This window comes from Turicibacter faecis (assembly GCF_037076425.1).
In the GTDB taxonomy this organism is placed as follows: Bacteria; Bacillota_I; Bacilli_A; order MOL361; family Turicibacteraceae; genus Turicibacter; species Turicibacter faecis.
Genome location: NZ_AP028127.1, coordinates 1,907,557 through 1,921,792, shown reverse-complemented (window position 1 = coordinate 1,921,792; position 14,236 = coordinate 1,907,557). Strand labels below are relative to the sequence as shown.

The window sequence follows — 14,236 nt, the reverse complement described above, 5'->3', positions numbered from 1 at the left end:
AAGGAGGTCTTTTGGATGAATCGTTTAAAAGTTTGGATTAGCGAACATCAAAGGATGATAGTGATGGGGGTTGCCGCCTTTATCATTCTTTGCGTGGGGTGCCTAGTCATTAGGGAGTATCAATTAAAAAGAGTTTACAATCAAGCGATTAGCTATTACGAAGAAAATGATTTGATTGCTTTTGAATCGATTCGCTATCGGTTATCAACTAAATATGGCGAGGACTTTGATCACTTTTTATTAGAAGAAGCGAATCAATTATTTGAGGAGTACCGACAAGAACAAGTCACTTATCATGAAGCGATAGGGGGCGTGGAACGAATCGAAGCATTTGCTAATCGTCCTTCCTTGATTCAAGATGTTCAAACAAAGGTTGATGAATTGAAGCAATCACGCCAACAGTTTAAAGAGGCTGAAAAGCTAGCCATTCAAAAAAAGTGGGAGGAAGCCTATCACCTGTATTTACAGGTGATTGAGGAGGATCCAAACTATGAAAAGTCGAGGCAATTAGCGGACACCGCTAAACGTTGGTGGCTTCAAGATTTATTAGTAGAAGCCGTGACGTACTATGAGAAACGTCAGTATGAGAAATCGTTAACGGTGATTGAGCAGGCGTTATCTTTATCGGAAGGAGATGAACAATTTCTTCAGTTGAAAGAAGATGTGCATCTAGCGATGGAGAAAGGAACACTAGAAAGCAAGTGGAGTGAAGTTAAAGAGATACTGACGGAATCTATTCAATCAGGGATTGAATCACTCCAAAATATTTTTGAAAAGATTTTCAAACGATAATAAAAAATAGCTATGATTTGTCGGGATATGGTATAATTTTAAAAAAGAGTTTATATAGAGATTTGGAGGGAAAATCATGAAGCGATTTAAAGTGTTATGGATCATACTCGGAGTGGTTGTTTTACTTGTCGGAGGTGGAGTTGGGGCCGCTTATTATGTTGTAAATTCAACGCTTTCAAAAATGGACATGACGGAGAAGATTGATAAAACGGAGGCGGGAATTGAAAAAGATCTGTTAGAAAAAGAGAAACGATCTCAGGTCATTAATATCGCCATCTTTGGGATTGATAAAAATGGGGATGAAACAGATGGACGCAGTGATGCGATGAAAATTTTATCGCTAGATACGAAGAATAATGAGGCTAAAATTACGTCGTTACAGCGCGACACGCTCATTTATATTCCTGGAGTTAAACAGGATTTTGAAAAGTTAAATCATGCCTATGCTTACGGAGGGGCTAAACTCGCGTTACAGACGATTAACTACAATTTTGATTTAGACCTTACACGTTATGTGGCCTTCAATTTTGAAGCTGTAGAGCATGTTATTGATGCGATGGGTGGAATTGAATTGGAGATTTATGAAAATGAAGTTCCGTTTATTGCAGAAGTATCGCATAGTGGTTATCAACATTTAGATGGTAAGCAAGCATTAGGATATATGCGTTTGCGTTATTCAGACAATGATTATGTCCGAATGGATCGCCAGACTGCTGTTATGAAGGCAATGTTTTCAAAGTTATCAACACTTGATTACTCACAATTATTAGACTTAGTCAATGAATGTTTGCCATATATTGAAACGAATATTTCAACAAATGAAATTTTATCGCTGGGAATGAAAGCTTTAAAAGTTGATTTAGGAAATATCCAATCGTATCAAATTCCACGTGGAAGTGGTGAAACAGTGAATCAGAGCGTGACATATAACGGTTATAGTCCACTTTATATTGTCGATAGTTACCAACAATTAGTGAAGGACGTCCATGAAGATATTTATGGAGATTCAAACTATGAGCCTTCAAAACGCGTCAAAGAAATGGAAGCAACGATTTACGAAAAATTTGGTTATATTGAGAAGTAAAAAAAGACCTCTTACAATTTTGGTAAGAGGTCTTTTTTCATGGAAGTCATCCATTCTCGGAGTTATTTAAAACGTTAATTCCTGTCTTAATCGCCGCACTTCATCAATTGACAGTTCAGTAATTCGTGCAATTTGCTCCTCGCTCAATTCAAGAGAAAAACAATTTTTAAGATGTTTTAACTTTTCTTGCTCAATTCCTTGTGCGAGGCCTTCCTCTCTCGCCGTTTGTAGGCGGCTCGTTTTATCGAGCAACGCTTTTAAACGTGCCTCATAATATAAACGGAACTGCTCATTACAACTTAAAATCAGGAGGTCATCTTTGGCTTCACGAATGGCTTCATCTTGGCGAGCTAACTCGTAGCTCACTTGGCTTTCTGGATGCTTAATAAATTCAAGCCATGCTTCTAAGTGTGTTTTAATGTCGCTTGCCTGCTTTATATCTTTTATTTTATCAAGTTCAATAAAGTGTAGTTCTAATAAGTCACTGAGTACTTCATTACGTTCCTTTTCCTTTAGGACATAACAACTATGATACTCGTGCGTATCCAGTAAATTAAAATCGAGAAGGTTAATACAAATCGTTCGCTCAAGTTTTTGATAAGGGTTCCCGCTTTGAAGTTGTCCCGAAAATAACCGACTCCAATAAAACAAACTCCGCTCAATCATGTTCCTTTCATCCGCCACCTGAACCTCAACATTGATTAACTCCCCTTTGTTTGTTGTAGCTAAAATATCTAACGATCCGAGTTTATCATTTTTATATTGTTTATCGAGTACTCGATCCTTAAAGGTAATCGAAGTAATCGGTTCATCGGGTGTTAATACCGCATTTAAAAATGAAATTAACAGTTCTGGTCTCTTCTCGTTTCCAAACAGCCCTTTGAAAACAAAATCCATTGTTGGGGGTAATAGTACCGGTCCCACGTCTTCTCCAACCCCCTTTCACTTGTTTCATTAAATCCTCTAAATTTATCATCTTATTTTTCCTCCGTTTATTATAGCATACTAACGATGTCAAAACATCTTTCTATCTTACAATACGCGTGAATAGAGGATTTTCCTTTTTTAAATTTAAATATTTTGAAACTAATAGCGGGCCAAAGCCCTACTAGCGGAGGATAGCCAAGAGCTTTCGCTACTTGGCGCAGGGGACCCATTATATCATTTTTAAAGTATCGAATCATCTTCCTACTTTAAAATACGCCTCAATGGAGCGATTTCCTTTTTAAATTTAAATATTTTGGAATGACAGATTGTAATATTAAGTGCGACAAATAAAAAAAGCTCATAAATAGAATTCTTTGTTATAGAATGAAGTTACCACACCAAATTCTTAACAAGGAGATCTATTTATGAGTTATAAACATCTTAACACATTTGAGCGTACACGTATAGAAGTTCTTTCAAAAATGGGTTATTCAACGAGACAAATTGCGGGGCAATTAAATCGTCATCATTCAACCATTGCTCGTGAACTAAAACGAAATACTCAAAAGACGTATCAAGCAGAGCTAGCAGATAAATTAGCCGAGCAACGTCGCTTAGTTTGTCATCGTCCAGAGACCAAATCTGAAGAAGTTATTCAAACCATCCAACATTATTTAAAGTTAACCTGGTCGCCTGAACAAATTTCTAATACGGTTTTAAAGGGTGTTATTTCATTCAAAACTATTTATCGTTGGATTTATGACGGAACGATTTTGTTAGGGGATTTAAGCTGTTTAAGGCAAAAGGGAAAACGCCGAAAACCACGAGAAACACGCGGACGATTTAACATTGGGACATCAATTCATCAACGTCCGAAAGAGGTAAAAAAACGTCAGGCATTTGGTCATTGGGAACTTGATACAGTTGTTTCAAGCCGTGGTAAAAGTAAAGGATGTTTAGCTACATTTATTGAACGTCAAACACGATTTTATGTCGCCGTTAAAATCGAAAATCGCTCAGCATCTGAAATGTACCGAGCGATTAGTGAGTTATATGAACATTTTCCTAAAGACACCTTTAAAACTTATACCGTTGATCGAGGAAAAGAGTTTGCTTGTTATTCCAAAGTAGAAGCAGATTTAAAGGTTCCTGTTTACTTCGCTGACGCCTATTCCTCTTGGCAAAGAGGAAGTAATGAAAATGCCAATGGTCTTCTTCGAGAATTCTTTCCGAAGAAGACGGACTTAGCACGAGTTAGTGAGAAAGAGATTGATGAAGCCCTCCTCCTCATTAATCATCGACCACGAAAATGCTTAGGTTGGAAAACTTCATTCGAGCTATTTCATGAGAAACTGTCGCATTTGTATTGACAATTCGTCTTTTTAAATTCATCAGTAAATTTACGACGGGTTGTTTTAGGTTTTGACATGATAGGACTCCTTTAAGGTTAAAGTTAAAATAAACTAGACCCTTAATTATTTGTCCAACTAAGTGTATCCTATTCAGGCGTTTGAAAAAGAGGATTTTGAGTGAAATATTACAGGATTCATAAAAAGTGGGGTACTAGGAGAAGATGGCGGGACATAGGATAGAAAAAGTAAGAGAGATGTTTAGGGTTCGTACGAACCGTTAGTAGTGAATAGAGGGGGATGATAGAATGGAATGGATCATTGAGTTTATTGCACAATACGGAATGATTGCGATGTTTCTCTTTATTGCCTGTGAATATGCGTGCCTTCCTCTTCCAAGTGAGGTGGTGTTACCACTATCAGGTGCCATGGCCGTATCGAGTGGGCGGCCACTGCTTCTAGTGATTTTCATCAGCGTCGTTGCAGGATTACTCGGTTCAATGATTTGTTACAGTATCGGGTATAGCGGCGGAAGTCGTGTCCTAGAATTCATGAAACACCGATATCCAAGTACAAAGAGAGGAATTGAATCCACCCAGCACTTTTACAAAAAATACGCGACCTTCTCTGTAGCGATCGGGCGCGTGATTCCACTCTTTCGAACATACATTTCCTTTATGGCAGGAATTACAAAACAAAGCGTCACGACCTTCATCCTCGCCTCATCCATCGGGATTTTTGCTTGGAATAGCCTCCTCATTACACTTGGGTATGTTTTAGCGGATCGTTGGCGCGAGGTCATGGGTTACTATGACAAAGGGAAATGGTTTATTTTACTCGGATTTGGCTTGATCATCGGGGGCATCGCCCTAAAAAAAGTGCACGAGCGAAAGAAGATGAAATATCCCCTATAAATGATGTATGATTTGGTTAAATCTAGCATATAATGATAGTGGCGTGGAAGGTATGTAGGTTAAAATCGTGACACCTAATGATTAATAAAAAGAGGCTCCCTCATGGGGCCTCTTTTTATGTCTGTGAAAAAAAGTAACAGTGAGTTATATTGTCGAACTTTTAATGAATATAATGTAATAAGGCGTGATGGATGAAAGGGGGAGTTTACATGTTAGAGGAAGAAAAAGAAGCGCGCTTGGAAGAAATGACGGTGTTTTTACAACGCCGAAACTTACTGAAAGTCCGCGAAATGTTACTTCAAAACTTGACGACCTATTCAGAGGATAAAGAATTTTTAACGGATTGCTATCACCTCGTTCTAGGAGACCCATTAATCTTTCAAAAACATAACGGAGAAATGCTCGACTATACCGTAACGCATTGGGAGGAGGAAAAGTACCCAGCGTTGTTGGCGGACCTTAAAAAGAATTTTTCGAGAAAAAGATATCATTTAGCGATGAATGTGGCGTGCTATTTTGAGGAAGTTAAACAACAGCAGGCGGAGGTGGAGGGACAAGAAGAATTAGAAGTGGAGTTAAAAGAGAAGAAAAAACGAAAACCGAAAAAGCCGAAACGTATTTTACCGCGTGAACAAAAATATTTATTAACGGGGATTACAACGACGAGCCTCTTACTCATTGGAATGGTCGTACAACTGATTTTGAATCAAGAATAAAGTGTAAATTTGTTGCGACGATTTGAATCTCTCTTTACTTTTAAAGGAACATACTGGTGTAGGACTGGCATGTTTCTTTTTGTTATGATGGGGATGAGTGTGCATAAGATAGAGATAGGGGGAGTTAGTTAAATCCGAGGAAAGGGGTAAATATATTAACCTTATACCCATTGAAGCGAGGGGATTTTTCGACTATAATAAAAGAGCGCTTGAATATGAAACGCTACCATTAAGTAAATGGGAGGAGGTTGCTTCATGAAAAGGTGGGCACAACTTAAGGAGTATGGGCGCGACTACTGGTATTATGGGGTTATGGTGATTGGATCGTTAGGATTAAGTATCATCATTCAATGGTTACAGTTAGGGTCGCTATCTCAAGCGGTTCATTTTATAGGACAACGGCCGTTTTATTTTTTAGTTAATGTGTTAATTCTCATGGTGAGTTATAGTTTAGCGCTTTTGGTGAAGCGTAAATGGTTTTGCTTTGCTCTTGTGACGTTTATTTGGGGATTTTTAGCGGTTGCCAATGCCGTCGTCCTTCATTTTAGAGGGATGCCGTTGATGTTTGCGGATCTTTTTTTAATCGGCGAAGCAGCAAAGCTTATTGACCTTTATTTTACACCGATGACGATGGGTCTCTTTATAGCAGTTATCGTGCTCTTATTCGTCGGAATGGCTTTTTTATTTAAAGTAAAGGCGTCGGTGAAAAAAAGAGACTATCTCTTATTTACCACAATGGTGATTCCGATTATTTATGGGTTATATGGAATTGAGAAGCAAGGCATCATGCCACCGGATAAAGTGAATTATGTGAAAAGTTATGACCAATATGGATTTGCGTATTCGGTTGTGAATTCGATTTACCCTTATTTGCAGGGGGAGCAGACCCAAAATAAAAAGCATCTGGAGGCGTTAGCGAACGACCTACAGTCTTATCCGTTTGAAGAGGTTCAGGCAGAGAATCTGCCGAATGTGGTGATGATTCAGTTGGAATCGTTTATGGATCCTTTAGAAATTGAAGGGGTCACGTACAGTGAAGATCCAATCGCAACGTTTCGATCTCTTACAGAAAGTTATCCGAGTGGAACGATGGTTGTTCCAACCTTTGGAGCGGGAACGGTTCGCACGGAGTTTGAGGCATTAACATCGATTTCAATGTCGGCGTTTAAACCTGGGGCCAATCCTTATGATGAAATTTTAGGAGGAAATCCGGTTCAATCGTTGGCAACAATCTTTAATGAAAAGGGGCATCGAACGACGTTTTTGCATAACTATGAAGGTAATTTTTATAATCGTCATTTCGTCGTGAGTCAGCTAGGGTTTAAAACGTATGTTCCGTTAGAATATATGGCGGGTGATCATGGACCACACGTGATTGATGAAACCGATGATGCACTGTTAGTGGATTATATCATTAAAACAATGGAAAAAGATGAGGCACCGAACTTTATCTATGCCGTGACGGCAGGAACGCATCAACCGTATAGTCTAACCGATGGTGAAACATCAGAAATTACGGTTAAGGGGAAGAAAGATAAAGAGGAGCTTTTACCACTTCAAGATTATGCGAATCGGATGCATAGCTTAGATGTGCAGATCAAGCGGTTAGTCGAATATATCGATACGTTATCAGAACCAACAGTTGTTGTGATGTTCGGGGATCATTTACCTAATTTATCACTCGTAACCAATGAAAAAACGTATGCGCATGATTTATATGAAACACCTTATTTGATTTATAGTAATACAGAGCTTCAACCGGTGGCGCCCTTTCATGAGATGACGGCGTACCAATTAGGTTCTTATTTGTTGCAATTACTTGGAATGCCGGATGGAGCAATGAATAGTATTCATAAAACTTATGCAACGACGGAGGAGTATCAACAGATTTTAGACTTAGTTCAGTTTGATTTATTAAAAGGTGACGGCCAATTTTATCAAAATAAAATTTTGCCCTATACGTCTTATCTGTTCTTTGGATTGGATGAATTGAAGATTGATTCAGTTGAAACAGAAGATGAACTCCTTATTATTCGTGGAGATGGTTTTTCTTCTGAAAGTCGGGTCTACTTGGACGGGGAGCCGTATAGTACGACTTACGTTTCTCCACAGGAATTGCAAGTCGTGGGGGCTCATGTCGACTATCAATTAATCGAAATTAAACAACATAGTGGACTCGATCAAACGATTGGTCAAGGGGCACAATACGAAAAGGAAGTTAGTCTAACCAACTAACTTCCTTTTTTTACAATTCATCCGATTTATACCAAAAACAATATAAAAATACTGACGAATTTACACTATTTTTTTGCTTTTCGTGACAAATACGAATATTTTTTTTATAATTAAAAAGAAGAAAAATGAGAGACGAGAGGCGGAGATACGAATGGGAAAAATTAAAATCATTCAAACCTCAGTTGCTTTATCACTAGTTTTAAACAATGTGGCAGATGTGGCGGTCCTTGCTCATGTAGCAAATGAAACGTTGGAATCAGAAACAGATACGCCGAGTGTCCCAAGTGTTCCTGAGATGGGGACAGCAGGAACAGGACAAGAGTCAGAGAGCACTGACGAGGTTCAAACACCTTCAATCGAAGGTGAAACAGTGGGGAATGAAGAGAGTGAGACACCTTCAATCAATCAAGGGGAAATGGATTTAGAAACGGTTGAAGATAGTATACAAGGGGAGCAAACAAATGATTTAGCAAGTTCGGATAAAGGAGTAACTGATGAGTTAGAGTTACAAAATGAAGAACTGTTACCAAGAGCGTCAGGCTCAGGGCTTGTCCAACTATGGCAGGTCGTTCCTTCGGGACAAGACCAAGAGGGAAAATCGACAGCGGAAATTATGAAAAATCTTCAATGTCGCCCAAACCACAATTTATATCCTTTAAACGGAACTTCTCAACATGAGACGTATGTCAACTCATGTTATGTCGACGATGCCCTTTATTTAGGAGAAGACGCTAATTATTATTATGTTTATTTATCAGGCTATGAAGGAAAAGTGCGTAAATCACAATCCCATTATTTTGAGTTGGATTTAAATAATGATGGGACAAAAGTGAAGTATGAAATTCAGACAGTCGCTTACTATGTTCCTGATTCAGGGGCTAGAACTTTAGCCGATGAAGGAGCATACCAAGAAGCTCCAGAATTAAACTATCATACGGATTATTTAAATAAAGCGGATGAGTTGAACGAATCAGGAATTGAGCCTTACGCGTCAGATTCTGTTCAATCGCCCTCTTATTATGCAAATGAAAACGGAACGCTTTATCATTACTTAACGAATGATGTGACGAAGACGGGAAGCTATTCAAAGGTGACGGTAGGGAAAGCACCAAGCTTTATGTCCGCCAATGTGAAGTATTATAGTTATGATGGGGTATATTTCTATAAAGATTGGCGTCAAATTAAGGTGAATGGAACAGGTGCGGTTAATCAAGGCAATCCATTCTATAACTATTATCAATACTTACCGGTCCGTTCGAAAACAAACCACCAAACGAATGCATTTGATACGTATACCTCAAACAATGGGGGTTCAGGTGGAAAATTAATTGGAACCGGAAAATACTTTAATGCCGTCGGCGATCGTTTCGGAATTAATGGCGCCCTTCAATACGCGATGGGAATTCATGAAAGTGGTTGGGGTAAAAGTAGCCTTAGTATGAATAAAAACAACCTATTTGGAATGAATGCGACGGATAATAACCCTTATGGAAATGGAACGAGTTTCCCAAGCGTTGAAGCGGGAATTAATTATCATGCCGATCGCTACCTTTCTTGGGGATATACCGATCCTCTTTCTGATTGGCGTTACGCTGGATCCCATGTTGGAAACAAAGGAAGCGGAATGAACGTGCGGTATGCCTCTGATCCATTCTGGGGTGAAAAAATTGCTGGATGGTATTACCGTTTCGATCAAGCGAATGGGTCAAAAGACTACAACTATTATTCACTTGGCGTTAAATCATCAAATAAAGTCGTCGATGTAAAAAGTGATGCTACTTCAAGTGCGAAGACGTACTATAAGACAAAAAACAGTAAAAATAATTTAAGCTTTGGAAACTATCCCGTTTTGATTACAGGAGAAAAGAATGGATACTATCGTATTCAAACTGATACTCCGATTGTTAATGGAAGTCCTGTTTATAGTGGAACGTACGATTTTAAAACATCGACAGGGTATATTTCAAAAAATGAAATTAATTCGGTGAATCATACGAACTATAAGAGTCCGGATGGATCAACGACAGTCACTTATGGGAACTTCTTGAATCATATTGATCAAGTCTCTATCGGGAATTCAGGACTTTACTTATACGGTTGGGCCTTTACTGAAGGCGTAGATATTAGCCAAGATAGCTACGTGAAAAAAGAGCTTCTATTAGTGGATGAACGTGGATTGGAAGTCGTTCGTCAAACGGCTCAAAATATTTATAATGCTGACTTCGCAGCAGCATATAAAGGTCCTTATCAGTATGCCCGATATAAGCAAACTTTAAACATCAATTCGTTAACAAATGGAACCTATTCATTAAAAATAGATTTTAAAGCGAACGATTATCAAAAAATGAGCGAGATGAAAAGCAACGATGCTATTGATACAGGATACATCGAAGTTGGTTCGAAACGTTACCGTGTGTTTAATTCTGGGAAAGGAACAGCTCTTAAACTAGAGGTGACAAATGCTCCACTTGGAAATCAACAAAACCACGTCGATCGTGTGGCGCTTAATCAAAATGGGCTCTACTTATATGGGTGGTCATTTATTGAAAATGCCGATATGAACCAAGACGCCCAGGTCAAAAAGACATTGATCATTAAAGATTCAAAAAATAATGTAGTTGAACGTCAATCGCTCAAAAACTTCTATTCAACCGACCTTTCAGAAGGATACAAACAATCCTATAATTATGGTCGTTATGAACAAACGGTTAATGTTTATCACTTACCAACTGGAACGTATACCTTTGATATTGAAGTTAGCGTGCCAGGTGGGGTGAAAACGAACGCATTAAAGAGTAATTATGCGCTAAGTCCACAAACGTACCAAGCTGGAAACCGCATTTATAAAATTTCAAATGGTGGAAAAGGAACGGCGTTAAAATTAGAAGTTTCAACGATTAATGCTGGGAAACATGAAAACCATGTGGATCGTGCGGAGTTTAATCAAAACGGACTTTATTTATACGGTTGGTCATTTATTGAAAATTTAGACATGAATAATGATAGCGATGTGAAGAAAACGTTGATTATTAAGAATGCAAGTAATCAAGAGGTAAAGCGTCAAGTTCTTTCAAACTACTATCATCCATGGTTCTCGAAAGAGTATAACAAACCCTACGATTACGCGCGTTATGAACAAACAGTTGATGTCTATTCGTTACCCGTCGGAACGTATACGTTTGACATTGACGTGAATGTTTCAGGTATTTCGAAAACATCAAAGGTGACAAGTAACTTTGCGTTAAGTTCACAAACGTACCAAGCTGGGAACCGCCTGTATAAAATTTCAAACGGCGGAAAAGGAACAGCATTAAAATTAGAAGTGTCAAATGTGAAAGCCGGGAAACATGAAAACCATGTGGATCGTGCAGACTTTAATCAAAACGGACTTTATTTATATGGGTGGTCATTTATTGAAAACTTAAACATGAATAATGATGCCGATGTCAAGAAAACATTGATCATTAAGAATGCGAGCCATCAAGAAGTGAAGCGTCAAGTTCTTTCAAACTACTATCATCCATGGTTCTCGAAAGAGTATAACAAACCATACGATTATGCACGTTATGAACAAACAGTGGATATCTATTCGTTACCAACTGGAACGTATACCTTCGATATCGAGGTGAATGTTTCGGGAATTTCAAAAACGAGTCAAGTAATGAGTAACTTTGACTTAGGTTCAAAAACATATAAAGTTGGAAATAAAACATACACTATTTCAAACGCTGGAAAAGGAAAACCAGTTAAATTAGAAATTCGTTAATCAAAAAAAACGCATCAATCACGTTACCGTGTGGTTGATGCGTTTTTTTCATCTTTAAAGTAAGAAATACGTTTCGGTGGAGATGGCTGATTCAGGTGATGGAGAGTTGTTTTCAATGAATAGGGCTGATCAATTTAATTCCATTTAATTTAATGTTAGAAAGTATGGAAAGTGAGTTTCACTATTAACACGAATGTCTTTCAAGTATTTGCTAGATTCAATGTGTAAAGTATTGAAAGGGAAATTTAATTTAAATAACTTCCGATTTCGGTAGGTTTAAATTAAGGGGTAAGGTGGATGGTGGCGTAAAGATTTCCCTCATTGTCAGTGAGATAAAGTGGGCAGTTCTTAGTTAAATATTGGCTTTCTAGCGAGTATTTAATTTTCTTATTAAGGTCACCAATAATTAACTCTTTATTTTTTGAACACACCCAATCGAAGTATTCTAATTTTTTTAGAATTAACTGTTCAATTGCTAAGGTTATCTGGCGTAAAAGAGTAGGGGTAGGGACATAAAGGTTTAGAATATAATGCTCTATTTGCTTAGTATAAGTTTGTTCAATAAAATGGTTATCCAATATTTTGAAATGATGATAAGCTTGAAGTTTTGCGTCTTCCCATAAATGATTTTGTAACTCTAGCAGTTGATTTTTAAATTCAGTAGATAAGGCATGTTTTTGGGGAATGGCAATACTTTTTCTGAAGAAATTCTTTTTAGTAAATTCGAGCTTTAGTTGAAGGAAGAAGTTTGGATGAATTCCGTAAATATATCCGTTAATATCGGTATAGGGAGTTCCAAATTCATCAATAAGGTAGACGTTTGATGTTCTGTTTAATTGCTTTCTTTCTGATGAATGACTAATTTGTGAATTAACAGCTCGCAAAAATACGCTTAGCGGCTGCTGGAGACCTCTGATATGACGTTTAATTCGTATGTGAGATAAGATGATAATTAATTCTACAATTTCCTCTCGCAATTTTCCAGTCGGTGTATAGACGTTAAGAATATATTTTTTTACTGTGCTTTCATGGGATGCTTCGATATGTGTATAGTGATCCGTTTGTAATACATTAGCTGTTTTAACCAGAACATCCTCCCAAAGTGTGTCTTGTAATCTTAGTGCTTTCTTTCTGATAGGGGAACTATTGGATAAATTTTTTGGAATAGCAAGTAATTTTCTATACGGGTTCTTTCGTTGAAATTCCTTTTTAATTTCAGCAAAAACTTTTTTTGGAATAAAATATACCCTATATTCATGCATAAAATCACCTTCTTCATACAGGTACTACATTTTATGAAGAACGGGTTACAAAAAGAATCATAATCATACAAAAAACAAAAAATTATTTCAGCCTAATCTAAATAAATGTAATCATAATGTTGTTTTATGTCAGTTCAGGGGTTATAATTTTTTAGATAGATAATAAGGGTTAAGAGAATCTTTTGATAAGTTAGAAAATTTTATTAATCTAAGTTTAGTTGTTATGGGAGGATGATGATGTGAGTAAAGAAGTTTTATCGATTATAATACCAATGTATAACGAGGAAGAGTCCCTTCCTTATTTATATGATCGCTTAGTTCGGTTAGGGGACAAAATAGAGAACTATACATTAGAATTTTTATTTGTGAATGATGGCAGTTCGGACAACTCCTTAACGATGGTTAAAGAGTTAAGAGAGATAGACGCCCGTGTTTGCTATTTATCACTTTCAAGAAATTTTGGAAAAGAAGTAGCAATGGGAGCTGCCTTTGATTACGTTAACGGGGATGCCGTCGTTATTATTGATGCTGACTTACAAGATCCACCAGAGTTAATTTTAGAAATGCTTAAATATTATGAAGAAGGGTATGATGACGTTTACGCGAAGAGAAAAAGTCGTGAAGGTGAGACATGGTTGAAAAAGATGACTTCGAAGACCTTTTACCGAGTGCTTCATACTGTTTCAAGGGTGCCTATTCAACAAGATACCGGGGACTTTAGGTTATTGAGTCGTCGGGCTATCGAGGCGCTAAAATCATTCCCTGAAAAACAACGCTATACAAAGGGAATGTTTAGTTTAATTGGATTTAAGAAAATTGCCATCGAATTTGATCGTGATCCACGAGTAGCCGGAAGCACTAAGTGGAATTACTTTAAATTAATGGAGTTGGCCGTTGAAGGAATTACGTCATTTACTTTGGCCCCATTAAGGATTTCGACCTATATTGGGATTATCACTTCCCTATGTGCGATGGTCTACGCTACATTTATCTTTATTAAAACCGTCATCTATGGGATTGATGTTCCAGGATATGCGAGTTTAATGTGTGTTGTATTATTTTTAGGAGGCGTTCAGCTTCTTTGCTTAGGGGTTATTGGAGAATACCTTGGGCGAATTTTTATTGAAGCTAAAGCAAGACCCCTTTATTTCATAGATGAATACTCGGGAACGAGTGTAGATGTAGAATAGT

At 37.6% G+C, this 14,236-nt stretch carries 10 protein-coding genes; 8 read left to right on the top strand and 2 right to left on the bottom strand.

Annotated features, from left to right (window positions below; all coding sequences use genetic code 11):
* Positions 1 to 15: 15 nt before the first annotated feature.
* Both AACH31_RS09375 and AACH31_RS09370 read left to right on the top strand, forming a co-directional pair.
* On the top strand, positions 16 to 792 hold the full coding sequence (locus AACH31_RS09375; RefSeq protein WP_161831070.1) for a hypothetical protein: 777 nt from the start codon (positions 16 to 18) through the stop codon (positions 790 to 792).
* A gap of 76 nt (positions 793 to 868) precedes the next feature.
* Positions 869 to 1,876: an LCP family protein gene (locus AACH31_RS09370; protein WP_161831071.1), complete on the top strand. Its 1,008-nt coding sequence runs from the start codon at positions 869 to 871 to the stop codon at positions 1,874 to 1,876.
* A gap of 66 nt (positions 1,877 to 1,942) precedes the next feature.
* Here AACH31_RS09370 and AACH31_RS09365 read toward each other — a convergent pair whose 3' ends face one another.
* Positions 1,943 to 2,800 (bottom strand): Rpn family recombination-promoting nuclease/putative transposase, encoded by an 858-nt coding sequence (locus AACH31_RS09365; RefSeq protein WP_161831072.1) that lies wholly within the window; start codon positions 2,798 to 2,800, stop codon positions 1,943 to 1,945.
* A gap of 428 nt (positions 2,801 to 3,228) precedes the next feature.
* Here AACH31_RS09365 and AACH31_RS09360 point away from each other — a divergent pair, with 428 nt between their 5' ends.
* The 5 genes from AACH31_RS09360 (at position 3,229) to AACH31_RS09340 (ending at position 11,783) form a co-directional block, all read left to right on the top strand.
* Positions 3,229 to 4,173, top strand: a complete 945-nt coding sequence (locus AACH31_RS09360) for an IS30 family transposase (protein ID WP_338617489.1) — start codon at positions 3,229 to 3,231, stop codon at positions 4,171 to 4,173.
* Between the two features lie 287 nt (positions 4,174 to 4,460).
* Complete coding sequence (locus tag AACH31_RS09355; RefSeq protein ID WP_161831073.1) at positions 4,461 to 5,066, top strand: DedA family protein; 606 nt, start codon at positions 4,461 to 4,463, stop codon at positions 5,064 to 5,066.
* Between the two features lie 209 nt (positions 5,067 to 5,275).
* A complete protein-coding gene (locus AACH31_RS09350; RefSeq protein WP_338506853.1) occupies positions 5,276 to 5,782 on the top strand; it encodes a hypothetical protein in 507 nt (168 codons plus the stop codon).
* Positions 5,783 to 6,037: 255 nt separating this feature from the next.
* A complete protein-coding gene (locus AACH31_RS09345) occupies positions 6,038 to 8,017 on the top strand; it encodes an LTA synthase family protein (RefSeq protein ID WP_338617488.1) in 1,980 nt (659 codons plus the stop codon).
* Positions 8,018 to 8,168: 151 nt separating this feature from the next.
* On the top strand, positions 8,169 to 11,783 hold the full coding sequence (locus AACH31_RS09340; RefSeq protein WP_338617487.1) for a glucosaminidase domain-containing protein: 3,615 nt from the start codon (positions 8,169 to 8,171) through the stop codon (positions 11,781 to 11,783).
* Between the two features lie 281 nt (positions 11,784 to 12,064).
* Here AACH31_RS09340 and AACH31_RS09335 read toward each other — a convergent pair whose 3' ends face one another.
* Complete coding sequence (locus tag AACH31_RS09335; RefSeq protein WP_161831077.1) at positions 12,065 to 13,045, bottom strand: hypothetical protein; 981 nt, start codon at positions 13,043 to 13,045, stop codon at positions 12,065 to 12,067.
* 239 nt (positions 13,046 to 13,284) lie between these two features.
* Between AACH31_RS09335 and AACH31_RS09330 the strand changes: the two genes are divergently transcribed.
* Complete coding sequence (locus AACH31_RS09330; RefSeq protein WP_161831078.1) at positions 13,285 to 14,235, top strand: glycosyltransferase; 951 nt, start codon at positions 13,285 to 13,287, stop codon at positions 14,233 to 14,235.
* Position 14,236 lies beyond the last annotated feature (1 nt).

Excerpts from the sequence above, each read along its gene's own strand:
- AACH31_RS09355 (WP_161831073.1), top strand. The coding sequence starts at position 4,461 with ATGGAATGGATCATTGAGTTTATTGCACAATACGGAATGATTGCGATG.
- AACH31_RS09345 (WP_338617488.1), top strand. The coding sequence starts at position 6,038 with ATGAAAAGGTGGGCACAACTTAAGGAGTATGGGCGCGACTACTGGTAT.
- AACH31_RS09360 (WP_338617489.1), top strand. The coding sequence starts at position 3,229 with ATGAGTTATAAACATCTTAACACATTTGAGCGTACACGTATAGAAGTT.
- AACH31_RS09370 (WP_161831071.1), top strand. The coding sequence starts at position 869 with ATGAAGCGATTTAAAGTGTTATGGATCATACTCGGAGTGGTTGTTTTA.
- AACH31_RS09335 (WP_161831077.1), bottom strand. The coding sequence starts at position 13,045 with ATGCATGAATATAGGGTATATTTTATTCCAAAAAAAGTTTTTGCTGAA.
- AACH31_RS09340 (WP_338617487.1), top strand. The coding sequence starts at position 8,169 with ATGGGAAAAATTAAAATCATTCAAACCTCAGTTGCTTTATCACTAGTT.
- AACH31_RS09350 (WP_338506853.1), top strand. The coding sequence starts at position 5,276 with ATGTTAGAGGAAGAAAAAGAAGCGCGCTTGGAAGAAATGACGGTGTTT.
- AACH31_RS09375 (WP_161831070.1), top strand. The coding sequence starts at position 16 with ATGAATCGTTTAAAAGTTTGGATTAGCGAACATCAAAGGATGATAGTG.